This window comes from Micromonospora sp. NPDC049801 (assembly GCF_040656575.1).
GTDB lineage: Bacteria > Actinomycetota > Actinomycetes > Mycobacteriales > Micromonosporaceae > Micromonospora.
Map to the genome: position 1 here is coordinate 144,617 of NZ_JBFAMS010000010.1, position 25,019 is coordinate 169,635.

At 69.3% G+C, this 25,019-nt stretch carries 21 protein-coding genes and 1 tRNA gene; 10 read left to right on the forward strand and 12 right to left on the reverse strand.

Going from position 1 to position 25,019, the window contains the following annotated elements:
* Window positions 1-8 precede the first annotated feature (8 nt).
* The 3 genes from AB0I89_RS19475 to AB0I89_RS19485 form a co-directional block, all read right to left on the reverse strand.
* A complete protein-coding gene (locus AB0I89_RS19475) occupies window positions 9-1,004 on the reverse strand; it encodes a MoxR family ATPase (RefSeq protein ID WP_357128317.1) in 996 nt (331 codons plus the stop codon).
* Between the two features lie 27 nt (window positions 1,005-1,031).
* A complete protein-coding gene (locus AB0I89_RS19480) occupies window positions 1,032-3,659 on the reverse strand; it encodes a fibronectin type III domain-containing protein (RefSeq protein ID WP_357128320.1) in 2,628 nt (875 codons plus the stop codon).
* A 201-nt stretch (window positions 3,660-3,860) separates the two neighbouring features.
* A complete protein-coding gene (locus tag AB0I89_RS19485) occupies window positions 3,861-6,488 on the reverse strand; it encodes a tetratricopeptide repeat protein (RefSeq protein ID WP_357128323.1) in 2,628 nt (875 codons plus the stop codon).
* Between the two features lie 208 nt (window positions 6,489-6,696).
* On the opposite strand from AB0I89_RS19485, the gene AB0I89_RS19490 reads away from it, so the two are divergent.
* The 3 genes from AB0I89_RS19490 (at window position 6,697) to AB0I89_RS19500 (ending at window position 8,399) form a co-directional block, all read left to right on the forward strand.
* Window positions 6,697-6,783: transfer RNA gene (locus tag AB0I89_RS19490), tRNA-Leu, on the forward strand.
* Between the two features lie 291 nt (window positions 6,784-7,074).
* The gene (locus AB0I89_RS19495; protein ID WP_357128325.1) at window positions 7,075-7,395 is read left to right on the forward strand and encodes a hypothetical protein; all 321 of its coding nucleotides are present in this window, start codon (window positions 7,075-7,077) and stop codon (window positions 7,393-7,395) included.
* Between the two features lie 95 nt (window positions 7,396-7,490).
* A complete protein-coding gene (locus AB0I89_RS19500; protein WP_357128328.1) occupies window positions 7,491-8,399 on the forward strand; it encodes a site-specific integrase in 909 nt (302 codons plus the stop codon).
* Window positions 8,400-8,816: 417 nt separating this feature from the next.
* On the opposite strand, the gene AB0I89_RS19505 is transcribed toward AB0I89_RS19500, so the two are convergent.
* Window positions 8,817-9,038, reverse strand: a complete 222-nt coding sequence (locus AB0I89_RS19505) for a hypothetical protein (protein ID WP_357128331.1) — start codon at window positions 9,036-9,038, stop codon at window positions 8,817-8,819.
* 634 nt (window positions 9,039-9,672) lie between these two features.
* On the opposite strand from AB0I89_RS19505, the gene AB0I89_RS19510 reads away from it, so the two are divergent.
* Window positions 9,673-10,740, forward strand: a complete 1,068-nt coding sequence (locus AB0I89_RS19510) for an FUSC family protein (RefSeq protein ID WP_357128334.1) — start codon at window positions 9,673-9,675, stop codon at window positions 10,738-10,740.
* Between the two features lie 225 nt (window positions 10,741-10,965).
* Here the strand turns inward: AB0I89_RS19510 and ctaD are convergent, their stop codons facing one another.
* The gene (gene ctaD / locus AB0I89_RS19515; RefSeq protein WP_357128337.1) at window positions 10,966-12,966 is read right to left on the reverse strand and encodes a cytochrome c oxidase subunit I; all 2,001 of its coding nucleotides are present in this window, start codon (window positions 12,964-12,966) and stop codon (window positions 10,966-10,968) included.
* Window positions 12,967-13,522: 556 nt separating this feature from the next.
* On the opposite strand from ctaD, the gene AB0I89_RS19520 reads away from it, so the two are divergent.
* From AB0I89_RS19520 to AB0I89_RS19535, 4 genes are all read left to right on the forward strand, one after another.
* Entirely contained in the window at window positions 13,523-14,629 is a 1,107-nt protein-coding gene (locus tag AB0I89_RS19520; protein ID WP_357128340.1) for a glycosyltransferase family 4 protein, read from the forward strand.
* A 215-nt stretch (window positions 14,630-14,844) separates the two neighbouring features.
* Window positions 14,845-15,141, forward strand: coding sequence for a hypothetical protein (locus AB0I89_RS19525; RefSeq protein WP_357128343.1), 297 nt, complete (start codon window positions 14,845-14,847; stop codon window positions 15,139-15,141).
* Between the two features lie 83 nt (window positions 15,142-15,224).
* A complete protein-coding gene (locus AB0I89_RS19530; RefSeq protein ID WP_357128346.1) occupies window positions 15,225-15,893 on the forward strand; it encodes a DUF6766 family protein in 669 nt (222 codons plus the stop codon).
* A gap of 162 nt (window positions 15,894-16,055) precedes the next feature.
* Entirely contained in the window at window positions 16,056-16,712 is a 657-nt protein-coding gene (locus AB0I89_RS19535; protein WP_357128349.1) for a DUF1345 domain-containing protein, read from the forward strand.
* Between the two features lie 62 nt (window positions 16,713-16,774).
* Here the strand turns inward: AB0I89_RS19535 and AB0I89_RS19540 are convergent, their stop codons facing one another.
* The 6 genes from AB0I89_RS19540 to AB0I89_RS19565 all read right to left on the reverse strand — a co-directional run bounded on the left by AB0I89_RS19540 (window position 16,775) and on the right by AB0I89_RS19565 (window position 22,059).
* Window positions 16,775-17,623 (reverse strand): hypothetical protein, encoded by an 849-nt coding sequence (locus AB0I89_RS19540; protein ID WP_357128352.1) that lies wholly within the window; start codon window positions 17,621-17,623, stop codon window positions 16,775-16,777.
* Between the two features lie 38 nt (window positions 17,624-17,661).
* Window positions 17,662-18,042 carry a DUF2267 domain-containing protein gene (locus AB0I89_RS19545; RefSeq protein ID WP_357128355.1) on the reverse strand — a complete coding sequence of 127 codons (381 nt, stop codon included), beginning with the start codon at window positions 18,040-18,042 and terminating at the stop codon, window positions 17,662-17,664.
* Between the two features lie 100 nt (window positions 18,043-18,142).
* Window positions 18,143-18,772 (reverse strand): TMEM175 family protein, encoded by a 630-nt coding sequence (locus AB0I89_RS19550; RefSeq protein WP_357128358.1) that lies wholly within the window; start codon window positions 18,770-18,772, stop codon window positions 18,143-18,145.
* A 195-nt stretch (window positions 18,773-18,967) separates the two neighbouring features.
* Complete coding sequence (locus AB0I89_RS19555; protein ID WP_357128361.1) at window positions 18,968-20,143, reverse strand: zinc-dependent alcohol dehydrogenase; 1,176 nt, start codon at window positions 20,141-20,143, stop codon at window positions 18,968-18,970.
* Complete coding sequence (locus tag AB0I89_RS19560) at window positions 20,140-21,060, reverse strand: SRPBCC family protein (protein WP_357128364.1); 921 nt, start codon at window positions 21,058-21,060, stop codon at window positions 20,140-20,142. Before AB0I89_RS19560 ends, AB0I89_RS19555 begins: the two co-directional genes overlap by 4 nt.
* A gap of 417 nt (window positions 21,061-21,477) precedes the next feature.
* A complete protein-coding gene (locus AB0I89_RS19565; protein WP_357128367.1) occupies window positions 21,478-22,059 on the reverse strand; it encodes a type 1 glutamine amidotransferase domain-containing protein in 582 nt (193 codons plus the stop codon).
* A gap of 235 nt (window positions 22,060-22,294) precedes the next feature.
* Here AB0I89_RS19565 and AB0I89_RS19570 point away from each other — a divergent pair, with 235 nt between their 5' ends.
* On the forward strand, window positions 22,295-23,137 hold the full coding sequence (locus tag AB0I89_RS19570; protein ID WP_357128369.1) for an aldo/keto reductase: 843 nt from the start codon (window positions 22,295-22,297) through the stop codon (window positions 23,135-23,137).
* 114 nt (window positions 23,138-23,251) lie between these two features.
* Here AB0I89_RS19570 and AB0I89_RS19575 read toward each other — a convergent pair whose 3' ends face one another.
* Window positions 23,252-23,701, reverse strand: coding sequence for a hypothetical protein (locus tag AB0I89_RS19575; protein WP_357128371.1), 450 nt, complete (start codon window positions 23,699-23,701; stop codon window positions 23,252-23,254).
* An 86-nt stretch (window positions 23,702-23,787) separates the two neighbouring features.
* Between AB0I89_RS19575 and AB0I89_RS19580 the strand changes: the two genes are divergently transcribed.
* Complete coding sequence (locus tag AB0I89_RS19580) at window positions 23,788-24,963, forward strand: zinc-dependent alcohol dehydrogenase (protein WP_357128374.1); 1,176 nt, start codon at window positions 23,788-23,790, stop codon at window positions 24,961-24,963.
* Window positions 24,964-25,019: the final 56 nt, after the last annotated feature.

Here is a 25,019-nt window from a genome sequence, read left to right on the forward strand (position 1 = left end):
GCTGCCGGTCAGCCCTGCACCGGGGCCGGCTGCCCCGACGGCAGCGGCACCGGCACCGAGGCGATGGCCTGGCGCAGCACCTCCCCGGCGGTCATCCCGCGCACCTGCGCGTCCGGCGTCAGCAGCAGCCGGTGCGCGAACACCGGTTCGGCGAGCGCCTTGAGGTCCTCCGGCATGATCCAGCCCCGCCCGTCGATCAGCGCGTACGAGCACGCCGCCCGCGTCAACGCGATCACACCCCGAGGGCTCACCCCGACCCGTACCTGCGGATGGGTGCGGGTCGCGGCGGCCAGCCGGACCGCGTACGCGTACAGCGGCTCGGCGATGTGCACCCGACGCGCCATCCGGACCATCTCCCCGACGGTCGCCGTATCGGTGATCGGGGCGAGCGCCTCGGGGGAGCGGACCGTCGCGCCGCGCAGCACCTCCACCTCGACCGCCTCGTCCGGGTAGCCGACGGACAGCTTCACCAGGAAACGGTCGAGCTGCGCCTCGGGCAGCCGGTACGTGCCGTCCATCTCCACCGGGTTCTGGGTGGCGACCACCAGGAACGGCGCCGGCACCGGGTGTCGGACCCCGTCCACGGTGACGGTGTGCTCCTCCATCACCTCCAGCAGCGCCGACTGCGTCTTCGGCGACGCCCGGTTGATCTCGTCGGCGATCACGATGTTGGCGAACACCGGCCCCGGGTGGAACTCGAACTCCCTGCTCGCCTGGTTGAAGATCGTCACGCCGGACACGTCCGACGGGAGCAGGTCCGGGGTGAACTGGATGCGCCGCCACTGACCCTGCACCGTCGCGGCGATGGCCCGTGCCAGCGTCGTCTTACCGACCCCCGGCACGTCCTCCAGCAGCACGTGCCCCTGAGCGAACAGCGCCGTCAGCGCCAGCCGGACCACCTGCGGCTTGCCGAGCACCACCGCGTTGACGTTCTCGGCCAGCCGGGCGGCCAGGGCGGCGAAGCCCTGGACCTCCGGTTGGGTTAGCGGCTCGTGGGTGTTCACGGTCGGTGGTGCTCCTCGCCTGGTGGTTCAGCAGGTGGGCAGGACGTTGATGTTGTCGCCGCCTTCCAGGTTGAGCCAGGCCCAGGGGATGTAGTTCTTCCCCTTGTAGTCCACCTGCACCCACCAGGTGCTGCGCTTGTCGTTGTTGTAGATGTACGCGTAGACCTCTTCACCCGACTTCTTGCAGTACGCCTGCAAGCGTTGCCCGTTGGGCACCCAGCCGGCCTGGCGATCGTTGTCCTGCCGCGGCACCTCGAAGATCTCGTTGCCGTTGCGTTCGCCGGGGATCTCCCGCGTGCAGTAGCTCGCCTCCGGGCCGGACGCGCCGTTGCGGCACGTCGCGATCCCGTACAGCGCCTGGGTGGTCTGCGCCCGCTTGGCGGTGCTACTGCCGGCGGCGTTGGTCGCCGTCACCGTGAACGTGTACGCCGTGCCCGGCGTCAGACCCGACATCGTGATGCTGGAACACGCCCCGGCCTTCGCCGGCTCACCCGACGTGCTCAGCGAGCAGGTGGCCCTGCCGCCGCCCGCGTCCACGGTGAACGTGACGGTCGCTCCCGTCGCCGTCGCCGACGAGCCGGTCACCGTCACCCGGGGCGCCGCGACCGTGCGGGCCGTGGCGGTGGCCTCCGGGCCCGGCCCGGCCTCGTTGACCGCCTTCACCTTCACCGTGACGTTCTGGCCGTTGCCCAGACCGGTGACGGTGGTGCGGGTCTCGGTCACCTCGGTGGTCTTGCCACCGACGTCCACCTGGTACTTCGTCACCGGTCGACCGTTCGCCTCGGCCGGCGACCACTGCACCGTGACCGCGCCCGGCTGGTCGGCGACCGTGCCGGCCTGCAGGTCGAGCGGACGACCCGGCGCCGCGAACGGCACCACCGTGTTGCTGACCGGCGAGGCCGCCGAGCCGGCGCCCTTGTCGTTGACCGCCACGACGGTGAACGCGTACTGCGTCCCGTACTCCAGCTCACCGGCCGGCACCACCAGCTCGGTCTTGGTCGACTCGCCGGCCGGCGCGTTCGTCCCCGCCGACGTGGCCGTCACCGCGTACTTGGCGATCTTGTTGCCCTGGGCGTTCGCGGCCGGCCACTTGACCACCACCGTGCCGTCCGGCCGCTCCTGCGCCGTGATGCTGGCTGGCGGATCGGGCACCGCGGCGGTCGGAGTGACCGGGTTGCTGCTGCGCGGCGGGCCGTCACCCTTGGCGTTCACGGCGTGCACCGCGAACCGGTACGTCTCGCCGTTGGTCAACCCCTTCACCTCGACCGCGCGCTGGTTGGCGCCCACCTCCAGGCGCTGACCGGCGCCCTGCACGACGTACTTGATGATCTCCGCGCCGTTCGCGGCGGCCGGCCGCCAACTCACCCGGGCCTGGGCGTTGCCGGCGGCGGCGGTGACGCTGCGCGGCGCGCTCGGCTTGCTCACCCGGGGCTTCTTCGGCGGAGGCGGCGGCGGGGGCGCCGGCGGCGGGTCACCGCCCAACACGTCATTGGCGTACTTGTCGACCTCGCGCACCTGGTGCTTGTCGTCCACCACCCGAGCCGTCGCCGAGTCGGGCGAGTTGATGAACAGGTGGTTCTCCCGGACCTCCATCTCCAACGGTCCGGTCGCCTTGCCCTTGATGGTGTCGACCAACTGGCCGCCCGCGTCGAAGGAGTAGATGGTGCCGGTGGCCTCGTCGGCGCAGTAGAACCGATCGGCCCACGCCACCGCCGGGCTCAGCCGGTCGCCGCTACCCGGCACCGTGAACGTGCGCTCCTCACCGACGTCCCCCACCACCAGCACCCGCCGCTCGGCCGGCACCGTCACCGGCACCCGCGGCCCCGACGTGCGGGCCGGCAACGCCGCGGGGCCGGGCAGCGTCAACGGCGTCGGGCGCACCTCGCCGCGCTGCACTCGCAGCAGCCGGCCGGCCGTCCGGTCCAGCACCGCCACTCCGTCGTCCAGCGTGGAGACCACCAGATCGTGGCTGGGGTCGGCGACGTCGTACGTCTCGACCCGCTCCGGGCTGAGCCCTCCGCCGGCCGGCGCGGCCGAGGCCGGCGCGGACGGCAGCTTCGCGGCGGTGACCGCCGAGACCGTGCCCTCGCTGGGCACCGCGATCCAGAGCCGGCCCGTACCGTCGAACGCGCCGCCGGTGATGCCCGGCGGATAGCGCACCGGTTCACCCACCGGGCTCAACGAGCGGGGGTCGAGCTGCCGCACGATGCCCTGCACCGCGTCGACGACGAACGCCGCGTCCTCGTGCAGGGCGACGCTCACACCCAGGCCGGGCGTGGTCGGCGTGGTCGCCGTGAGCTGCAACGTGGCCAGGTCCAGTGAACTGATCTGCCCCGTCTGCAGGTCCCGCAGGATCAGCAGCCGGTCGGTCTGAGCGACCTGCATCGGGTGCCGACGGGCACCCGGAATCTCGGTGCGGGTGTCCACCCGGGCCGTCACCCCGTTGACCCGGGCCAGCTCGCTGCGCACCCCGCTCCACAGCCAGGAACTCGCGTCGTAGTTGGCCACCGCGTTGTCCGCCGCGCCCAACCCCAGGACGGTCAGCCCCATGGCCGCCAGCAGCGCGGTGACCGTGCCCACCGTCACGAGCCCGCCTCGCAGTCGGGACCGGGAACGGGGGGCGTCGGTCCGCTCGGCGTCGTCGATGCTGGCCACAGCCGGCTGCCTTCCCTGAGTCGTGGCAGGTGGCGTACGCCTCGCGGCGACCCCTCCCCTGAGCCGGGTGCCATCATATGGCCCGGCCGGGAACGGGGGAACCCGCACCGTCACCCCTGTGGATACCGAGCGTGGGCGGCGGACGCCCAGCTCAGCTCCACAATCGTCAATCCGACGATGACCAGCTCCACGGCGCGGTGCTCAGCTCGGGGGTGTGGACCGCTCACGATCCGTGCACACCTGACCCGAGGTGGCGAAGCTGTCGGTCGAGTAGACGGCCAGCACCGTGAAGCAGTAGTCCACCCGGGAGCTGAGCCCGTTGACCGTGTGGCGGGTCCGCCCCGGCTCCACTGTCGCCATCACGCCGAGCGCCGACCCGGCCCGCCCACCCGCGACCATGAACGGCACCGTGCCCCCGGACGGATCCGTCCAGCTCAGCGTGATCGTCACCGCATCGTCGCTCAGCTTCAGGTCGCCGGGAGGGGGACCGGTCGTCGCCGGTGCCACCGTCACCGGTGTCCCGGACGGCGGCGGCGCGTCGTCACGGCTCAACACCACCGCGCCCAGGCCCGCGACCGCCACCAGGGCCACCCCGGCGGCCACCGCCGCGCCGATCACCGTCGCCCGGTTGCGGCCCGTCGAGCCAGTCCCATCGGTGTACGACGGCGCGTACGCCTCCTGCGGGTAGTACTGCCCCGGGTACACCTCGTGGCCGGCCGGGGCCTGCTGCGCCGGGTACCGCTGGCCGGCCGGGTACTGCTCGGCGGCCCGGTACTGCTCGGCGGCCGGGTAGGCGGGCGTGACCGGCGGGCCGTAGGGCGCGGCCAGGCCCGGCACCAGATCGTCCACCGGAGTCGACGCCGAGGCGCCATGTCCGCCGGTGAGGTGCGCCGGGCCGCCATGTCCACCCGGGACGGGTCCCGGTCCGCTGTGCTCGTTCAGGATCGGGGCGACAGGCGTCGTCGGGGCCGGTTCGAGGTTCGGTGCCCGGTCGGGCGGGGTAGCCAGATCTCCGGCGTCGGGCCTGCCCGGCTGGGGGGTCGACGGCCCGACGGCCGGGAACACCTCCGTCGACGCGGATGCGAAACCTGACGCTTCACCGGGTCCGGCCGACAGCGCTTCCGTGCCTCTGTCGCCCGGTCCAGGCCGCTGGGGCACGCCCGCCTGGCCGTCCCCGGTGCCCGGTGAACCCGGTGTGCCCCCAACGGCCGGGGTGGGCCGGACGTCCGTCGACCCAGGGGAGTCAGCATTCGACGCGGGCAGCGGTTGCGGAGGCGCGCTGCTGCTCCACGGCGGCGCGGTCAGTCCCCACGGCGGTGCGCTCACCGGAGGCGCCGACACCGGCTGGCTCTGCCCAGGTGGTGCCGATACGGGAAAGGCGGGCGGCCCGGATACCGGGAACGCTGAGGCCGGTGGGCCAGAGGCGGGGTGCGGCGGCGCGGACGTCGGGAATGCCGAGGCCGGGGGACCGGACACGGGGTAGGGCGGTGCGGACGTCGGGAATGCCTGGGCCGGCGGACCGGAGACGGGGTAGGCGTGGCCGGGTGGTCCGGACACCGGATTGGTGGGCGGCCCGACCAGCGGTTGGGGTTGGGCGGGCGGCCCGGAGACGGGTTGGTCGTACCCGGGCGGAGCGGACACCGGGCGGCCGGGCGGTACGGCTGGTCCGGAGGCCGGCGCCGAGGGCAGGGGTGGCCCGGAGACCGGCAGCGATGGTGCGGCGGGCGTCGCACCGGATGCGTGGTGCGTGGGCGTGCCCGCCGGACCGTTGGTCGTCGGGATCGCACCAGACGGTGCCGTACCTGCTGCCGTGACGGCCGGGCCGCTCGGCCCTGCCGCCGCGAGCCGAGCCGCCTCCTCGGCCAGCAGGGGCTCGATCTGCCGTACCTGAATCGTGGGTTCATCCCACCGCGGCGCTGGCGGGGGGCCGGTGTGCGGACCGGCGGAGGTCGGCGCGGTGGCGGGCGGTCCGGTCATGGGCGGTGTCTGCGGCCCGCCGGAGGCCGGGCGGATCGGCCCGTCGTTGGTGCGCTGGCGCGGCGGCGCGGACGGAGGCTGCTGCCGCAGGTGTGGGGTGGGCTGGGCGGCTACCCCGGGTGGTGGGCCGGCCACTGGCCGGGGTGTGGCCGCCTGCTGCTCGACCCGCTGGCGGGGCGGCATCGGCGGTGCGGCCGGCACCGGGGGGACGGCCGACGCGGGCCGCGTCGGACCGGCAGGGGTCGGGGAGGGCTGCGGCGCCCAGGGCGACGCGGGCGCTGGCGGACCGTCCGTTGTCGGGCGCATCGCGGCCAGGGTCGCCAGAGACAGCGTCGGGCCGGAGAGCGCCGAGCGGGCCCCGGAATCAATCGAGGTGCCGGTGGCGGAGGCCGGCGGTCCGACGTACGTCTGCTCCACGGCAGCGCTGCCCTCGCCGAGGTAGTCACGGGCGGCGCGTACGACTGGGTGGTTCTCCCCGAGCGCCGCGGGCCCGGCGCTGGCGACCCTGGTGTAGTTACGGCGGGCCTCGTGCCTGTTACCCAACTCCTCGGCGACCTCGGCCAGCTCGAAGGCGAGCGCGAGCATCGTCGGTTCGGAATGGTCCCAGCGCCGCTCGCCCGCCGCGAAGGCCTCCTCGAGCACCCGGCGGGCGGCGAGCGGGTCGTCCGCCTCGCGGTGCAGGCGGGCCAACAGGTGAGCGGTGTGCAACGTCTCGGGATGGTCCTCGCCGTACGGCGGACGGGCGGAGTCGACGGCGTCCGCGAGCAACGTCCGGGCGGCGTCGTGGTCGCCCGCCGCGCGTAGCGCGAGGGCCCGTTGCTGTACGGCGGCCAGGGGAGAGGGATGGGACACAGGGCAATGCTGCCGTCACCGGGCCGTCGACGCTACCCGGCCCTGCGCTCGAGCCGACTCTGGTGACCCTCAGTGGCGGTGTGAGCGGTGGCGGGAGGGTGATGTGCATGATCCATGGGCGCCGTGTACAGTAACTCCCCGTGCGGCCCGCTGGGCCGGCCTTCGGATGCAAGATCATCTGGGTCGGCAAGGTAGGCTGAACGAGCAAGTCCGGGTGGCGGAATGGCAGACGCGCTAGCTTGAGGTGCTAGTGCCCGTATAGGGCGTGGGGGTTCAAGTCCCCCCTCGGACACCAGTTCGTGTGGAGATTCGCGAAAGATCAACCGATCGCCGCGAATCTCTCGACGAAGTCACGAAGCATCCATGCTCCTAGCGAATATCGGGGGGCGGTTCCGCCTGAGCTGATGCTTGTGCGGCCGTGCTGGTGGCGGCCATGATTCGCCGACGTCGCCCTCAGTGCGGGGATGTTGAGCAGCTCGTCGAACCGCTCGTCCCCACCCCGTTGCCGGTCGTGCCGCCGGAGCCGGCACCCTTACCGACGCTGCCGCCACCTGCCGTCCCACCGGCCGACGATATGCTGTTCGACGTGGCACGCCCCGACGCCGCAGGCCGGGTCACCACCCGCCCGCTGCTGCGCGCCCTGGGCTGGACTTCCGGCCTCGCCTTGCACATAGACGTCACGTACGCCACCGTGCTCATCACACCCGCACCTGATGGCGCGCACGTCGTGGGCACCCGCGCGGAACTGCCCCTGCCGGCCGCCGCTCGACGCCTGTGCGGCATCGGTCCCGGCGATACCGTGCTCCTGGCTGCCCTGCTACGCCGAAACCGTGTCGTCGTGCACCCCTCAAACACCATCGCCGTGGGTCTGGCCGAGCTGCACGATCGCATCCTCGGCGAGGCCTGATGACCGCGAATCCCGATCGTGTCGCCATCGCCCGAGCGTTTCTCGAGCACCTCGGCCTCGCTGCCGCCGGTCTCACTGGCACTGACCCGCCTGCCGTGCCGACGGTCGTTGAGTACGTTCCTGCTGTTGTCGCCGCGGCGAGCCCGGGTACCCGACGCACCTACGGCAGTTCCTGGCGGCTCATGGCCGCCGCCCTCGGCGATCGGCGCATCGACGCGGTGCGGGCCATTGACCTCGAAGCCCTCATGCGACGGGCCGCCGCCGGTGCCCGCCCTCGCCGCAACTCCCGAAACGGCCGGCATGCCGGCGAGCATCTCATCGCCGCCGCCCGCGCCTTCTACAACCGCGCCATCGCCGACGGCTACCTCACCGCCGTGGACAGCCCTGCCCACCGGGTCCGCAAACCCCGCCGGCTGCCCAACACCCGCCGCGCTCTCACCGCGGATGAACTGTCCGACATCAACGCCGCCGCCCGCAGCGGCGGCCACGACATCGTGCTCGACGCCCTACTGCTGCGCCTGCACACCGAAACGGCCTGCCGACGCGGCGGCGCCCTCGCGCTACGCCTGATCGACCTGGACACCGACCACGCGCTGATCCGCCTGTCCGAGAAGGGCGGCACGCAACGCTGGCAGCCCATCACACCGATGCTCGCCAGCCGATTGGACGACCATGCCCGAGCCCGCGGCGCCGTCGCACCGACCGATGCGCTGTTGCGCTACCGCAATGGCCAACCCGCCTCCTACCGGCGCTACGACTTGATGTGGAAACGCATCGGCCGACAGCTACCGTGGGTCGCGGCCCAGGGGATCAGCACGCACTGGCTGCGCCACACCACCCTGACGTGGGTCGAGCGGCATTTCGGCTACGGGGTGGCCCGCGCCTACGCCGGACACACCGACAGCCGTGGACCCGCCACCACCACCTACATCAAAGCCGACCTGCACGCCGTCGCTACCGCCTGGCAGCCCTCAGCGGTCAGCCGCACCCACTGGCCTAGGTGAGAGCGAGCAGTGGTTCCCCAACAAGAGCCGTACTCAGCGCTCGACTGCTCGGCGGCAGGGGCCAGGGCAGGGCGGGGTGTTCAGCGAAGGCGAGGAGAGCTGTGATCGTTTGGAGGAGGGCGAGGGCCAACGCGCACAGCGCGATCCGGGCTTCGAGTGTCATTCGATGCCAGGTGGTTCGACTAACGCTGCTGGTGCGACGCGGTAATCGGCTGCCGACGCTGGCTGCAGTGGCAGGCGGCCGAGGTGCCGAATGATCACCGTCCGAACCTGGTTGGGCGGGCATCCGTAACGGCCGCACGGACAGATGCCGATAAGGGAGTGCTCGCCACGGCCAACTGCACCTCTCTCCCGGCTGTACGGCATGTGCTGCCGCAGGCTGGCAGCCGACAAGCGCGGGAGGATGGTAACTGAGGATCAGGCCGTACCCTGGCGGTTTACCCGCCCCTCCCGGGCCGCCTTCGACCGGCTGTGGTCGCGCTCGGTGCCGGCTGATCCCGTCGCGGTGCGCTCGTGCCGCTGGTTCGGCGAGTGCTCCACCGTGGCCCCCTGCCGACCCCGTGCGCCGCTGCCCGGGTGCCGGCGGCCCCGCGCCGACTCGCCACCGCTGTCATGCTTGTTGCGCTGTTGGCTACCCATGCTGCGGCGGATACCCCATGCCTCGGCGCCCATGCTTCCGGCGGGACGGCTTCGGCGAAGGACGCCGAGCTGTTCGAGTTCGATGGTGTTTGCGGAAGACGTCGTTGATGCAGTGGATGGACCTGGTTTCCATTACCTCAGAGTGCACACGCCCTGTGATCGGCGTTGCGGTTCGTGGTCCGAGGCCCCCGCGGGTCCGTCGTCTGAGGCATCTTCCCCACGGGCAACGTCCTGCTCGGGGTATTCAGGTGGGGACCTCTTCTGCGTGCCGGAACCGTCGGAATCTGTGGGCTGGCACAGAATGCTGTTGAACACGGCGGGCAGCCGTAAGTGGCCGGTGGACGCTGCGCGTTCATCATCGGCTTGAGGTTGGAAGACCCGGGCGAGCTGAGCGACGAATGGTCGGTGATCACCAGGCCCGTAACCGGTCCGGCTGGCTGCAGCTGTTGTGCCACACCACGAGCGACCCTGATGGCACTCGTTGCTGACTTGTTTGTCGCTGCTTCGGGTAGCTACCCCCATGCGTGGTGCCCAGGAACCTTCGCCCGATCCGTCCTCCGGTGTCGACGCTGTAGCGGCCGAGGTGCGGCAGGCGGCAGAGCGGGCTCGCCAGCGTGGGCGTCAGGGTTGGCGGGTGCGGCTGCGTCTGACGAACGTCATCCTGGTGATCACGGTGCAGGCGGCGCTGGCGGCGTCGTTGTCTTGGTTCATCGGGCACGACGTGTTGGGCATCCCTGCGCCGGTTTTCGCTCCGTCCGCGGCGGTCGGGACGATCGTCGCCGCAATTGGCCAGCGGGTCCGTCGAACCGTCCAGACGCTGGTTGGCGTGGTGATCGGTATCCTCATCGGGGATGCTCTGCTCTATACCGTGGGCCCGGGACCGGTGCAGATCGGCTTGGCGGTTGGTGTCGCGATCGCGTTCGCGCTGATCCTTTCCGGTGGCAGCGGCGCGACCGTGGCCCACGCGGGTGCTTCGGCTGTCGTGATCGCGACCCTGTCGCCGGTGGATCCCAACCTTGAGTGGCCCAGGATCCTGGATGCCGTCATCGGTGGGGCGGTGGGGTTGGTGGTGGTGACGCTCCTGTTTCCGGTCAACCCGATGCGCGTTCTCAACCGGGCGGCCACGCCGATCGTCCAGTTGATCAGTGCAGAACTCCGCACCATCGCGACCGCTCTGAACGAGCGTGACGCTGAGCGGGCGACTGCGTCCCTGCAGCGCCTGCGGGACTCGGGACCCGATCTCGCACGATTGTCGCAGGCGCTCGATGGGGCGAAGGAGGTGGTGAGTCTGGCGCCGGTGAGATGGCTCCGGCGAGATGACGTGGAACAGTTCGCCCATTTCGCTGCGCATGCCCAACGGTTGATTGGTGACGCACAGGATCTGGCGCGTACCTCGGCGACTGTGTTGCAGTACGACGAGGCGGTTCCGTCTGAGCTGACCACGACGCTCAGGCAACTCGCCGACGCCAACGAGCACCTTCGGGCCGAACGCGGGTCGGGCCGTGATCCGCAGCGGGCGCGAGCGACAGCCTTGGCGGCCATGCACGGCGCTCGCAGGGCCGGCGACGTTGCCACCGGCCGGTTCAGCCAGACCCTGGTCACTCAGACGCGGGTCGCGGCGAGTGACCTGCTTCGCGCCAGCGGTCTCGATCCGGAGACGGCCAACCGGCTGACTCGGGAACGTTACGGCGAAAGCCCGTGAGATGGCAGAGGAGATGACCCCCTCCTCTGGCGGCACAGGTTGCTTTGCCCTGCCGCTCGACAGGGAGAGCCCCGCGGACTGCCGTTGCGCAGCAGCCTGGCCGTCTGCCGGTGCCTGACCCGGAGGTCGCTCGTCGCGGATACGACGTCCGATGCGCTGCCACGCGGCGTGGCGGACGGGGCGCTAGTCGATGGGGAGTCGGCGGGCAATGGCGACCTGACCTCCTCACCTTCTCTCGTCGTCCTCTTGACCGGGGTGGCGCCACTGCGGCGGGGCTTCCTCTCCCCGCTGGGAGTCCAGTGGGTTTTCGTCGGTCTCGGTGGTCGGCTCGAAGCTCGGTCGTCGGGTCTGCTCCGGGTCGGGTACCTCGATGGGGCGGGCACCGGACTGCGGGATCGGCTGGTCACCGGCCGCGCCCTCACCGCCGTGGGCTCGTTCGACAGCGAGCGGCTCCGGCGCGTGTCCCTCGCGATGCAGCTCCTCGCTGACGCTCTGTGCAGGTTTGGCGGCGCGTTGCGGCAGGTCACGGCCGAGGTCGGCGACCCGGGTGCCGTACTTGGCGTCGAAGGCGGGGCGTTCGGAGCGGATCCGGGGTATGCGGTCGAAGTTGCGCAGCGGTGGTGGGCAGGTTGTCGCCCATTCCAGGGAGTTTCCGTACCCCCAGGGGTCGTCGACGGTGACGGCGGCACCGAAGCGCCAGGACTTCCAGATGTTGTAGATGAAGAACAGCGTGGATGCACCGAGCACGAACGACCCGATGGTGGAGATGGTGTGCAGGGTGGTGAACCCATCTTGCGGTAGGTAGTCGGCATAGCGGCGGGGCATACCGCGGTTGCCCAGCCAGTGGTGGACCAGGAAGGTGGTGTGGAAACCGACGAACATGGTCCAGAAGTGGACCTTGCCGAGTCGTTCGTCGAGCAGCCGGCCGGTCATCTTCGGGAACCAGAAGTACACGCCGGAGAACGCGGCGAAGACGATGGTGCCGAAGAGGACGTAGTGGAAGTGCCCGACGACGAAGTAACTGTCGTGGACGTGGAAGTCGACCGGCGGACTTGCCAGCAGCACGCCGGTGAGGCCGCCGAAGAGGAAGGTGACGAGGAACCCGATGGCGAACAGCATCGGGGTCTCGAAGGTCAGTTGCCCCTTCCACATGGTGCCGATCCAGTTGAAGAACTTAACCCCGGTAGGCACGGCGATGATGAAGGTGGTCGCTGAGAAGAAGGGTAGGAGGACCTGACCGGTGGCGAACATGTGGTGCGCCCACACGTTCAGGGAGTAGAAAAAGATCACCCACAGTGCCAGGACCATGCCCTTGTACCCGAACAATGGCTTTCGCGAGAAGACCGGCAGCACCTCGCTGATGATGCCGAAGAACGGCAGCGCCACGATGTAGACCTCGGGATGGCCGAAGTACCAGAACAGGTGCTGGTAGAGCAGCGGGCCGCCGTTGGCGGCGTCGTAGATGTGGCTGTCGAGCACACGGTCGGACAGCAGGGCGAGGAGCGTCGCCGACAGCAGCGGGAACACCACGATCGCCATCAACGCGGTGATGAACATGGCCCAGGTGAACAGCGGCATTCGCCACATCGTCATCCCCGGGGCGCGCAGCGTCAGGGTGGTGGTGATCAGGTTGACCGACCCGAGGATGGTGCCGACACCCGAGAGCACCAGCCCGATGACCCAGAGGTTGCCGCCCACCCCGGGTGTGTGTTCCACCTGACTCAGGGGTGGATAGGCCGTCCATCCGAAGTCCGCGGCGCCTGCCGGGCTGATGAAGGAGCCGAGCACCATCAGGCCGCCGAACAGGTACAGCCAGTAGGCCAACGCGTTCAGCCGGGGGAAGGCGACGTCAGGTGCGCCAATCTGCAGGGGCACGAGGTAGTTCCCGAACGCGAAGGCGAGCGGTGTGGCGAACAGGAACATCATGATCGTGCCGTGCGAGGTGAACAGCTGGTTGTACTGCTCCTGGGAGAGGAACTGCATCCCCGGGCGGGCCAACTCGCCGCGCATGAGCAGCGCCTCGATGCCAGCGGCGATGAAGAAGAAGAACGACGAGATCAGGTAGAGCAAGCCGATCTGCTTGGCGTCGGTCGTGGCGAGCAGCCTGAGCAGGGTGTTGCCGGGCACTGCGCGCCGCAGCGGCCCGGGATAGCCGCCGAACTCCGCCGGGGCCAGGATGGGCGCTTGACGGTGTTGACCAGGCTTGGTGCTCGCCGGCTTTGGCATGACTTACTCCGAGACCTGGATCCGTAAGAAGCTCAACGATCGTAAACGCGGCGAAGCGCTACGAAAGCTGCTTATCCGGTAATTCGCCGGCTCGGACGTCCACGCCTGGCGGAGGAGCGTGCTGTCATCGGATCCAGACGCCGGTCGGCGCCTTATCCGGAGTCGCCACTCAGTTGGCGACGACGGCGTCGGGCCGCGACGCGACGACCGAGGGCCCGCTGGGGAGTTCCGAGGGGCGGATGGCCGTCCTGTGGTTGCGGCCATCGCGGGCCTGCGGCGGCGGAGGCCGAGAGCGCGATGCCGTTGATGCCTGCCCGTCGAGCGCCTGGGTCAGGTCCGTGATCGCCGCGGGCAGGTGGGCTGGGAACCCGTGGCCTGCGTGAGAAGTGAGCGGGCGAATCGCCGAGCTTCGTAGCGCTGAGTGGCTGGCTAAGGCGGAACCTCGCACTGATCGACCGATCAGTCAGCGTTCACGGGGCTGAGTGACTGGTTAGTGGTGCTATTTGGCGGGAAGCCAGCAGGCGAGCCACGCACCAATGACCGAATCGGAGGACTCATGGCCGTTGACCAAGCAGTTGCACTCACCCGTGATCGACCCCTGCGCATCGCGATGGTCGTTCCACCCTGGCTGCCTGTGCCGCCGCCGGGCTATGGCGGGGTGGAGCAAGTCGTCGCCGGACTGGTGGACGCACTCGTGCAGCACGGCCACGCGGTGACCCTGTTCGGCACCGGCGACCAGCACGGCACCGCGGCCCCTAGCTTCGTCTCCACCGCGCCCGAGCTGCAGTTCGCGCGGCTCGGCGAGTCTCTGCCGGAGCTGGCTCACCTGGCCCGGGTGAACCACCTGATCAGGGCGGCGGACTTCGATCTGATCCACGATCACACAGTGGTCGGTCCGTTGGTCGCCGGGCGCCGCGCCGTGCCGACGGTGGCCACCGTGCACGGCAATCCGGTGGGCGAGCACGGCGACGTGCTCAGCGACACCGACCGACGAGTCGGCTTGGTCGCCATCTCTCATGGGCAGCGTCGGCTGAATCCGGGGCTGCCGTGGGCCGGCACTGTGCATAATGCCTTGGACCCCCGGCTTATCCCGTACAAGGCCGAACCCGGCGCCGGACCGGTGCTGTGGCTGGCCCGGTTCAGCCCTGACAAGGGCCCGGACGTGGCGATTCGCGCGTGCCGGGCGGCCGGGTTGCCGCTGCTGCTCGCGGGCAAGCGCAACGAGCCGGCCGAACGCCAGTACTACGACGAGGTGATCGAGCCGATGCTCGACGACGACGTCAGCGTGGTTTTCAACGCCGACCGGGATGCCACCCTGCGGATGCTGCTGGAGGCCCGGTGCCTGATCATGCCCATTCGGTGGGACGAGCCGTTCGGCATGGTCATGGTGGAGGCGATGGCAACCGGAACACCCGTGGTCGCGCTCGCCCGAGGCGCGGTACCGGAGTTGGTCCGTTCCGGGGTGACCGGGCTGGTCTGCGAACACTCCGATGAGCTACCGGACGCCCTGCGCGCCGTGGAGCGGCTCGATCCGGCGGACTGCGTGGCGCACGTGGCGGAAAACTTCTCGACCACCCGGATGGCGTACAGCTACGAGGCGGTCTATCGACGGTTCCTCGCCGACGCTTATGCCGGATCAGATGTAAGCGAGCCGGTCGGCTGACCCCGCCTGGAGCCTTCGACGGGGCGGATGCCAGAGCATCGGAGCACCCGGTGTGGGGCGCTGCTCGATCACGTCGAACGTCACTCGACGCATCCCACTGGCGCGCCGTGCGGGTGGCAATGGGCGCGGCGCTGGCGGTGGCGGTGGCGGTGGCGACCGGAGGATGCGGCTTGGTAACCGCTCGGGGTGACGCGGCGGCTGACGTCGCTCTGCGGATGCTGAGCGCGATCGCCGAGAAGGACGGGGTTGGGGCGTGCTCTCTTCTGGCACCCGATACCGCAGCCGGGCTTGAGCACTCCGTCGACAGGCCGTGTGCCGAGGCCATCCTGGACGAGGACCTGCCCGGGGCCGGGCAGGTCTTGGCCAGCGAGGTGTACGGCCAGCAGGCGCAGGTGCGACTCGACGGCGACACCGTCTTCCTTGCCGTCTTCCCCGGTGGCTGGCGCGTTGTCGCCGCCGGGTGCACCGCTCGAGGCGACAAGCCATATGACTGCGTGCTGCAGGGTGGTTGACTCATGCGCGCCCAGTTCGTGATGTTGCTGCTCGTGGTGGCGGTGGGCCTGGTCTACTTCTGCGCGCTGGGGGTGCTGCACCGGTGAGGAGATTCCTGTACGAGAACTCCCTCGGTCTGGTGTTCGGTCTCCTGTTCCTCATCGCGCTGGTTGGCCAGGCGTTCGCCGGACATGCCGACTTCAACCAGCAGCAACTCAGCGAAGGCCTGCGACCGATCTCGCTCGGCCGCTACCTCACGTCGGCGAGCTTCGCCGTCGACGTCACCGAGAACTGGCAATCGGAGTACCTGCAGTTCTTCCTCTACATCCTCCTGACCGTCTGGCTGCTGCAGAAGGGATCACCGGAATCCGAAGAGCTCGACAAGGCAGGCCGCGAATCGGACGAGGAGCAGATGGTCGGCGCTCACGCCCCCGCGCCGACGTGGGCCCGGGTCGGTGGCCTGCGACGGGCACTGTTCTCCCGCTCGCTGGGTCTGGTTCTCGGCGCGATCTTCATGCTGTCGTGGTTGGCCCAGTCCGTCACCGGGGTCGCCGCCTACAACGAGCATCAGCTCGGCAATCTCCAAGATCCGGTGTCCTGGGGCCAGTACCTCCTCCGGCCCGACTTCTGGAACCGCACGCTGGAGAACTGGCAGTCGGAGCTACTGGCCGTCTCCTCGATGGTCGTGCTGTCGATCTACCTGCGACAACGGGGGTCCTCGCAGTCCAAGCCGGTTGGCGCGGCGCACACCTCCAACGGAGTAGACGGCTGAGCGTCGCTGCCCTCGTACTCGCGTCGTGAGGCTGAGCAGCTTCTGGCGGGTGATGGTCAGTCTGCCCGGGGTGCCTGCACGGTTCAGGCGTGTTGACACCCTGAACCGGTAATCCCGTCGGGTATGTCCCATATGATCCGCTCGACCTGGAACGCTGAGTAGGTGGAGCAGCAATCGGGACGACCGGCGTGGGGACGGCTGCTGTCGGTCCGGCGTGCCCTGTGGTCGTTAGCCGTCGGTGTCGTCGCAGGGTCCGCCACCGCGCTGGTCGGGGCACCGGAGTTGGCGCCGCTGGTGATGTGGACGATCGCGGCAGGCACGATCCTTGTCTGGGTGTGGCGGGTGTGCTGGTCGGCGGACCCACGGCGTACCGAGCAGCTTGCCGAGGCGGAGCAGCAGTCCCGGTCCACCGACGCGGCGATCCTGATCGCGTCCGCCATCAGCCTCGCCGCCGTGGCCGAGGCGCTCATCCGCGCTTCAGACCAGCAGGACGTGGTGGCTGTCACGCTGGTGATTCTCAGCGTCGTCGCGGTGGTCCTGGCGTGGGCGCTGGTGAATACGGTCTTCGCGCTGAAGTACGCCCGGCTGTACTACCGTCACGATGGCGGCATCGACTTCAAGCAGGAGGATCCGCCGGCGTACGCCGACTTCGCGTACGTCGCCTTCACAGTCGGCATGTCCTACGCCCCGGGCGAGAACGAACCGACAAGCAACCGGGTGCGCCGGATCGCGCTCGGGCAAGCGCTGCTCTCCTACACCTTCGGAACCGGCATCCTGGCCGTCGCGGTCAACCTGGTCACCAATCTGGGCCAGTCGTGACCTGCGGGCAGTGGGTGTGACCTGGTCAGTTGCTCTGCCGCCACCACCACGGCAGGCGCCGGTCAGCTCGGCGGCTGTTGCCCCTGCGGTCCGCCCAGCCACCTCGTGACCTGCCTCAGTGGCTGGCTACTGTTGATGATCTTCTTCATCCGTTGCCACGAGGCGTGGGCCGGAGACCCTCCCAGCACTCCGCCGAGACCCCCCACGCCGCCGCCAGCCACCGTCCCGCTGCTCTGCGCACGTTGTTGGGTGCTCTGTCCGAGCTGCTGGGTGGCCTGCCCGAGTTGTTGGCCGACCTGCTGGGTCGCCTGCTGCAGCGTCTGCGACAGCGGTCCATCGGGTCCCAGCGCCTCCTGCACCGTCTGCCCGACCTCGTTGACGGCGTTGTCCACCGTCTTCACCAGCGACTCGATGATCTGGGGGTTGCGCTCGATCGTACGCAGGGCGCTGTCGAGAATGCCCCGGAGCTCATCGAGGCGAACCTCGAGCATCGCCTCGGCCTCTACGCCCTTGATGTCGACCTTCACCGTGCCGAGATGCGCCTGAACGCCCACGTCGAGCTGGAGCAGGCTGCCCAGCCGTGCTCGCAGGGAAACAGAGGTGTCCAGATCGTCTACCTCGACGTAGATCTGCTCAACCTTGACCTGCGGGATCTGGAGGACGACGTCCGGGTCTGACATCGTCTTGCTGCTGCGCCCGCCAGCCGGCTGAGGAAGGCCGTGCGCACCACTCTCCGGGGCGAGGGGGCGTTCGCCGGGCTCGGCATCCGTCGGCCCGGCGCCGACACCGCGGTTCTCGCTCGGAACGGCGGATTCCGCGCCGTCCCCGGCGTTGCGCTGCCCATCAACCCGCTCACGCGGTTGCGTCGGCGGCTCCTGTGCGCCCGTGTCCCGGCTCTTCGGTTCGGTCATCACGTACTCCTCGGGCCTCGCCTACCGTCCGAACGGGATTAGGTGCCGATCCGGCGGGGCTGGAGCTGTCCCGACCCCGGCCCGGTCGACCGCCAGAACTCCTGCGGCAACTGGTCGACGAAGTCCCCGTACTCCTTCGCGCTGGCAGCCTCACGGAGGGTGTCCAACACGGCTCGCGCTCCATCGGTGGCCACCTGGTGATCCACCCCTGCCTGGGACTGCACCCGTTCCAGGAATTTGCTGAAGCCGAACCGATCCGGATCTTCGGTGGGCCTGGACACCAGGCCGCGTAGCTCCTGGGGGAGTTGGGAGGCAAGGTCCCTCGCCTGGCCACCGGTGACCCGTCTTGCCACGCTCTCCAGCGTGGCGCGGGTGATCGGTTCGGCCTTTTCGTGCGGAACCGTGGGTCGTGCTGCCACAGACTGAATGAACTCGCTGTAGTTCACCTCGGATCCTCTCTCGAACCGGATTGCGGCGGGTGCCCGCCGCCGTCGGGGTGAAACGGCGGTTCCTCCGCCCTCAGGGCCGTGGCGGAGGACTGTGGGTGATACGTCGGGTCACGGGCGACTGGTACAGGCCAGCGCTGGTGATGGCGTAGAAGACGGGCAGGAGGATGAAGATGGCCAGGCCGATCAACGGTGCGACCAGGTAGTCGACCAACCCCGCGAGGACGTACAGGACGACCCCGGCGAGGGCTCTGAACCGCTCGACGGGAAAGAAGCCGCGCTTGGCCTGGTTCTTGAGCAGGTCCGGGTTCTTTGCCAGGTAGTGGTAGAACGCCAGCCAGGTAGCGCACAGCAACGCGCCGATCAGCGCGTAGAAGGCGACTGCCACCCGCTGGTCCGCGTTGTTGTGCTTCTGCAGCGCGTCCGACACGACGGAGGTCGGAAACGGCAGTAGCGCCGTGCTGAACAGCACGAAAAGGTTCATCCAGTGCAGGCCGCGATCGACCTGCTGGATGCGGTTGAACGCCGCCTTGTGGTTGAGCCAGACGACGGCCACATACGAGTAGGACGCGAGATACGCGGCGTACGAGGGCCACTGCTCGAGGAGGCCGGACAGGAGGCGGCCAGGGGGAACGTCCGGTACCCGAAGGTCCAGGACCAGCAACGTGATGATGATGGCGAATATGGCGTCGCTGAACGCCACCGCGCGGCTGGTGTCTGACCGGGTGCCTAGGTCTGCCTCTGGCCCGCTCACCGACTGCGCCTACCCAGGGTCGTCTATGGCAAACAGATGGAGAGCCGGGGCTGCGAATGCAGGCCGTCCTTAAAGATGGGTGCCCGCGGACAGACGCCACATCCAGCCACCGGGCGTGCCGCGGTGGCCGGATGCGGGTGGTGGTCAGGGTTTGAGGACGACCTTTTCGCAGTTGTCCTGCTTGTTCTTAAAGATCTCGAAGCCGCGTTCTGCCTGGTCGAGTGGCAGGGTGTGGGTGATGACCCGGGTCGGGTCGATCTCCCCCCGTTCGATGCGCTGTAGCAGCGGTTTCATGTAGCGCTGCACGTGGCATTGACCGGTACGCAGCGTCAGCGCGCGATTCATCCACGCTCCGGCCGGGAACTTGTCGAGGAAGCCGCCGTACACGCCGATGACCGACACGATGCCGCCGCTGCGGCAGGACAGGATCGCCTGGCGCAGCGCGTGCGGCCGCTCGGTCTCCGAGCGGACTGCCTGCTTGATCCGGTCGTAGGCGTGCACGTGCGTGGCACCGTGGGTGGATTCCATGCCGACCGCGTCGATGCACTTGTCCGGTCCCCGCCCACCGGTGAGTTCCAGCAGCCGGGACCGCACGTCCACCTCCTCGAAGTTCACCGGCGTGTGGCCCGCCCGTTCGGCCATCTGCAGCCGGTACGGCTCTTTGTCGATGGCGATGACCTTCGCGGCGCCGAGCGCACGGGCACTGTCCATCGCGAACTGCCCGACCGGACCAGCGCCCCACACGGCGACGACGTCGGTGGGCTGGATGTCGCACATCTCGGCGCCCATGTAGCCGGTGGGCAGGATGTCGGACAGGAACAGCACCTGCTCGTCGGTGAGGTCGGACTCGATCTTCAGGGGGCCGACGTCGGCGAACGGCACCCGCGCGTACTGCGCCTGACCGCCCGCAAAGCCGCCGGTCAGATGCGAGTAGCCGAAGATCCCGGCGACCGGGTGGCCGAACATCTTCTCGGCGATCCCGGCGTTCGGATTGGAGTTCTCGCAGCACGACCACAGCTCGGCGGCGCAGGCACCGCACGCGCCGCAGGCAATCGGGAACGGCACAACGACCCGATCCCCGACGCGCAGCCGACCTGGGTCGACGCCCCGGCCGACCTCGACCACCTCGCCCATGAACTCGTGGCCCATGACGTCGCCGTCCTGCATCGTGGGCACGTACCCATCGAGCAGGTGCAGGTCCGAGCCGCAGATCGCGGTGGAGGTGATCCGTACGATGGCGTCGCGGTCGTTGAGGATCTTCGGGTCCGGTACGTCACGGACCTTGACCTTGTTGCGGCCTGCCCAGGTGTTCGCCCTCACGCGTCTGCCCCCTTCGCGAGCTCGGAGTCCGACAGCGGTTGCGCCGGACGTTGCGGGAACTCCTTGCGGGCCCGCTTGCCCCACGGGGCGCCCTCGGATCGGACGACCTGCCCGGTCTCCAGCACCTGCTTGAGCCGGCGCAGGTCGTCGTCGAGCTGCTGGAGCGGTTCCTCACCGAAGTACTTGGCGACCGCCTTGCCGACCGCGCCCCCCGGGATGTCGTACGACATGACGACGTGCACCTCGGTGCTGACTCCATCCGGGGCAGGGACGAACCGGACCGTGCCGGCGTTCGGCACGTCGGCGTTCCCGGTGGACCGCCACGCGATCTTCTTCCCGGGTGCCTCGTCGATGATCTCCGCGTCCCACTCGACGTTCTTGCCGAAGGGCGCGCTGGCGGACCAGTGGCTCGTACGGTCGCCGGTGGGGCGGATCGTCTCAAGGTGTGCCATGAACGTGGGGAGGTTGTCCAGGTCACGCCAGAACGCGTAGACCGTGGGTGGGGGTTTGCGGATGGTTGTCGTGGCTGTCAGCTCCATGGATCCTCCTTCGCGTGGGCCTCGTACCGGCAGCGCCGAACCGATCCTCGTGTCGCGGGTGGCTTGCACGGCGGTCAGCAGGTCCACCACCGTGATCCCGACGATGGCGCCGGTGACACCGACGAGGCGACGCCGGCGGTGCCCGCTACGGTGGGCGATGGCCACCCCGAGAGAGGCGAGGTCCATCGCGTCGCCCACGACCCGGGTCCACGCCCAGATGCCCTTGCGCCGGCTCGTCAGTAGTCCGGCCGCATGGACCAACTCCCGTGCTCCGACCAGTGGCACCACGGCCCGGGAGGTCGAGGAGTCATCCACCCCGCTGATCCGGCGCACCGTGTCCGGTGCCGCCAGCTGTGCCACCCCCAGACCGAGACTCATCCAGCCGAGCCGGCGCCCTCGCCGTCGTACGTCTTCCTGCCTGGCCTGCGCGGCCTCTCGGGTTGCTAGTTGAGTCACGGGTCGCCTCCGTATCCGGTCGCAGCCCGGCCGAGCCATTCCGGCTCAAGAGGTCCCGGACCCGACCCACAGAGGCCCCGCATACCCCTCGAAAATCACCTCAATCCGCGCATCGGTCGCGGCACGGAGGTGATCCCTGTCCTGCGGCTCAGCAGGGCGTGCGGGCCGCTACCGCTAGCAGCGGTACGTCCAGGTCGTCGTCGACCCCTGCCAAGCGCCCGTATCCGGACGTCGGCCCAAGAGCCTCGCAGCGGCGGCGCTTCGACCGGCAGAGCGCCGCCGCTGTGTGCGGGCTTAGGAGCCCGGTTCTGATCCTCTGGGTCTTGACCCTTCACCGCGTCAGGCGGTCGCCATCTGGCGGACGTTCTCGCCCTGGGCGAACACCTCGACCATCTTGGCGCAAAAGGCCGGAAGGTCACTGGGGTTGCGGCTGGTGACCAGGCTGTTGTCGACCTGTACCTGTTGGTCCACCCAGTTCCCGCCCGCGTTGCGGATGTCGGTGCGCAGACTGGGGAACGAGGTGACGGTCCGGCCGCTGACCATGCCGGTCTCGACCAACGACCAGGGGCCGTGGCAGATCGCCGCCACCGGCTTCTGTTGCTGGAAGAACGCCCGGACGAAGTCCATGGCTTGCGGGTTCATCCTGAGCCGGTCGGGGTTGACCGTCCCGCCCGGCAGCAGCAGGGCGTCGTAGTCGGCCGCGTTGGCCTCGTTCACGGTCCGGTCCACCCGATAGCGGTTGGCCGGGTCGATGTCCTGGTTCATCGACTGGATCTCGCCGGAGTTCAAGGAGATCAGGTGGACCTCGGCGCCCGCCTGCTCCGCGGCGGCCCGGGACTGGGTGTACTCCACGTCCTCCACTCCGTCGGCGGCGAGACAAGCGATTCGTTTGCCGGTCAGTGGCTGCTGGCTCTGCGCCATATCGGGTGGCCTCTCCCTCGCGGCGCCGCCCCGTCGACGGCGCATCGTTCGCTCGCGGGCCGCCTTCCCGGTGTTGGAACCGGGAAACAGGTCACCGAAGGTCGCTCAGGGATGGACGGATAGGTGCGCCCGCCGATGCGGCGGGCGACGGAGGATGGGTCGCCCAACGAGACTGCCCTCGCTCGAAGCGGGTAACGCACTGAACCACTGGCGCCGAGGCCCCCGAAAGGCCGACATGACTCTCCCTACCGCTTCCATCGAACTGCCGTCCGGCCAGAGCATGCCCGTGCTCGGCCAGGGCACGTGGTACCTGGGTGAGCACCCTGCGCGGCGACGGGATGAGATTTCCGCCCTGCAGGCTGGCCTGGACCTGGGCATGAGCTTGATCGACACTGCGGAGATGTACGGCAACGGCGCCTCGGAGGAGCTTGTCGGCGAGGCCATTGTCGGACGACGGGGCGATGTGTTCCTGGTCGACAAGGTGCTGCCGTCACACGCCAGCCGGCAGGGGACCGTGCAGGCCTGCCGCCGCAGCCTGCAACGACTCGGCGTCGACCACATCGACCTCTATCTGCTGCACTGGCGCGGCACGCATCCACTCGCGGAGACGATCGAGGCGTTCGCTGAACTCATCGACGCCGGCGACATCGGGCAGTGGGGTGTGAGCAACTTCGACCTCTCCGACATGACCGAGCTATTCGAAGCGGGCGGGAACCACTGCGCGACCAACCAGATCCTGTACAACCTCACCCGGCGCGGGCCTGAGTACGACCTGCTGCCGTGGCTCCGTGAACACCGGATCCCGGTGATGGCGTACTCCCCGATCGAGCAGGGCAGACTACTCGGCCACGACCAGGTCGCAGAGGTCGCCGCCCGGCACGGGGCGACGCCCGCTCAGGTCGCACTGGCCTGGGTGCTGAGGCAGGGGATGGTCGCGGCCATTCCCCGATCGTCCAAGTCGGAACACACCCGCCAGAACGCGGAGGCGCGCGACCTGCACCTGACCGAGGACGACACCGCGGCCCTCGACAGGGCGTTTCCGCCACCTGCTGGCGCGCAACCGTTGGAGATGTTGTAGGGCCGGTGGCCGTTCCAGCGGGAGCAGTGCCAGTGCCCTGACCAGCGCGAACTCCGCGAGTGTCACAAACGCCCCTGCGGGGCTCGCCCTTTATGAAAGGGTTTGCTCTGAAGGTTACCGATCTTCGACGGTGCCGAACGAGCAGACCAGGTGACAGGGGCGGACATGAGATGGCTGATCGGTGGTGCGGTCGCGATTGCCGGAGGGATGGTGGTCCGGCGCCTGCTCGGTGGGGCTGGCCGGGGCAGTGACCAGTGGCAACGGGTTCAGGGCCGGCGGCGCGGGACGCGGTGGCATGTGGCGACGGTGAACCGCCCGGCGGGTGATGTCGCCCCGGGCGGCCGGTTCCCCGAGCCGCTTGCCGGGCTTGGCGACGCCGTCGAGGTCCAGGTCCGGCCGGCCCCCGGTGACCGGGGAACCGAGATCGCCGTACGGCTGCGCGACGGCGCCCGACTCCCTGTTGCCGTCGCGGCCCGACGGGTCATCGGCCGGGATCCCGACCAGGCCATCCGGGCTGCGCTGCGAGAGTCGAAGCAGCTGATCGAAACCAGCGAGGTCCTGCATCCGGACTATCCGCCCACGACCGAGCCGACTCCGATCAACAAACCACTGCGAGTGGCCACCGCACAGGGTCGACGGGAGGGACGGCTGTGAAGGCGCTGGTGTGGGAGGGAGCCAACGAACTCGCGGTGCGGCAGGTGCCGGAGCCGCAGATCCGCAACAAGCAGGACATCATCGTGCGGGTCCGACGGACGGTGACCTGCGGTTCGGATTTGCACCTGCTCGGCGGGTACATCCCGTTCATGGAACGCGGTGACGTCCTCGGGCACGAGTTCCTCGGCGATGTCGTCGAGGTCGGCTCTCAGGTCCGCAACCACAAAGTGGGCGACCGCGTCGTCGTCTGCTCGTTCGTCTCCTGCGGCAAGTGCTGGTACTGCCAGCAACAACAGTTCTCGCTGTGCGACAACGGGAACACGAACCCGATGATCACCGAGAACGTCTGGGGCGCCGCGCCCGGAGGCTGCTACGGCTACTCGCACGCGCTCGGGGGCTTCGCCGGCAGCCACGCCGAGTTCATCCGCGTCCCCTACGCCGACCAGGGCGCCTTCACCGTCCCGGACGAGGTGAGCGACGAGCGCGCGCTCTTCGCCTCCGACTCGGCGCCGACGGGATGGATGGGCGCTGACCTCGCCGGGGTGAAGCCGGGCGATGTCGTGGCGGTCTGGGGTGCCGGTGCGGTAGGACAGATGGCGGCTCGGGCGTCCGTGCTGCTTGGTGCCGATCGGGTGATCGTGATCGACCGGCTCGACAACCGGCTCCAGATGGCCCAGACACATCTCGGTGTCGAGACGCTGAACTACGAGCAGCAGGACGTCAGCGGCGAATTGCTGGAGCGCAGTGGTGGCCGAGGCCCCGACGTGTGCATTGAGGCAGTGGGGATGGAGTCGCACAGCAGCGGTCCGCAATTCTGGTACGACCAGGTCAAGCAGCAGCTGCGCATCGAGTCCGACCGACCGATCGCCGCCCGGGAGGCGATCTACAACTGCCGCAAAGGTGGAAGCGTGTTCATCCTGGGCGTGTTCGCCGCCCTGGTCGACAAGTTTCCGCTCGGTGCGGTGATGAACAAAGGGCTGACGCTGCGTGGCGCACAGCAGCACGGACAGCGCTACATTCCCATGCTGCTGGAGCGGATGGCCCGCGGCGAACTGGTCACCGAACATCTCGCGACACACACGATGCCGTTGGACGAGGCGCCGCGCGGCTACGAGATGTTCAAACAGAAACTCGACGGATGCGTGCGCGCCGTCTTCCAGCCCACCAACTAAGGATACCGTCGCCAGTACCCGTCGCGCTTACCGCGGCCCCGGCAGCGTGGCCCCGC

What these genes read in the sequence shown, in the direction of transcription:
- AB0I89_RS19505 (WP_357128331.1), bottom strand. Translation starts at nt 9,038, where the DNA reads ATGGGTAGCCAACAGCGCAACAAGCATGACAGCGGTGGCGAGTCGGCG.
- ctaD (WP_357128337.1), bottom strand. Translation starts at nt 12,966, where the DNA reads ATGCCAAAGCCGGCGAGCACCAAGCCTGGTCAACACCGTCAAGCGCCC.
- AB0I89_RS19520 (WP_357128340.1), top strand. Translation starts at nt 13,523, where the DNA reads ATGGCCGTTGACCAAGCAGTTGCACTCACCCGTGATCGACCCCTGCGC.
- AB0I89_RS19525 (WP_357128343.1), top strand. Translation starts at nt 14,845, where the DNA reads ATGCTGAGCGCGATCGCCGAGAAGGACGGGGTTGGGGCGTGCTCTCTT.
- AB0I89_RS19540 (WP_357128352.1), bottom strand. Translation starts at nt 17,623, where the DNA reads ATGACCGAACCGAAGAGCCGGGACACGGGCGCACAGGAGCCGCCGACG.
- AB0I89_RS19560 (WP_357128364.1), bottom strand. Translation starts at nt 21,060, where the DNA reads ATGAGTCTCGGTCTGGGGGTGGCACAGCTGGCGGCACCGGACACGGTG.
- AB0I89_RS19565 (WP_357128367.1), bottom strand. Translation starts at nt 22,059, where the DNA reads ATGGCGCAGAGCCAGCAGCCACTGACCGGCAAACGAATCGCTTGTCTC.
- AB0I89_RS19570 (WP_357128369.1), top strand. Translation starts at nt 22,295, where the DNA reads ATGACTCTCCCTACCGCTTCCATCGAACTGCCGTCCGGCCAGAGCATG.
- AB0I89_RS19575 (WP_357128371.1), bottom strand. Translation starts at nt 23,701, where the DNA reads ATGCAGGACCTCGCTGGTTTCGATCAGCTGCTTCGACTCTCGCAGCGC.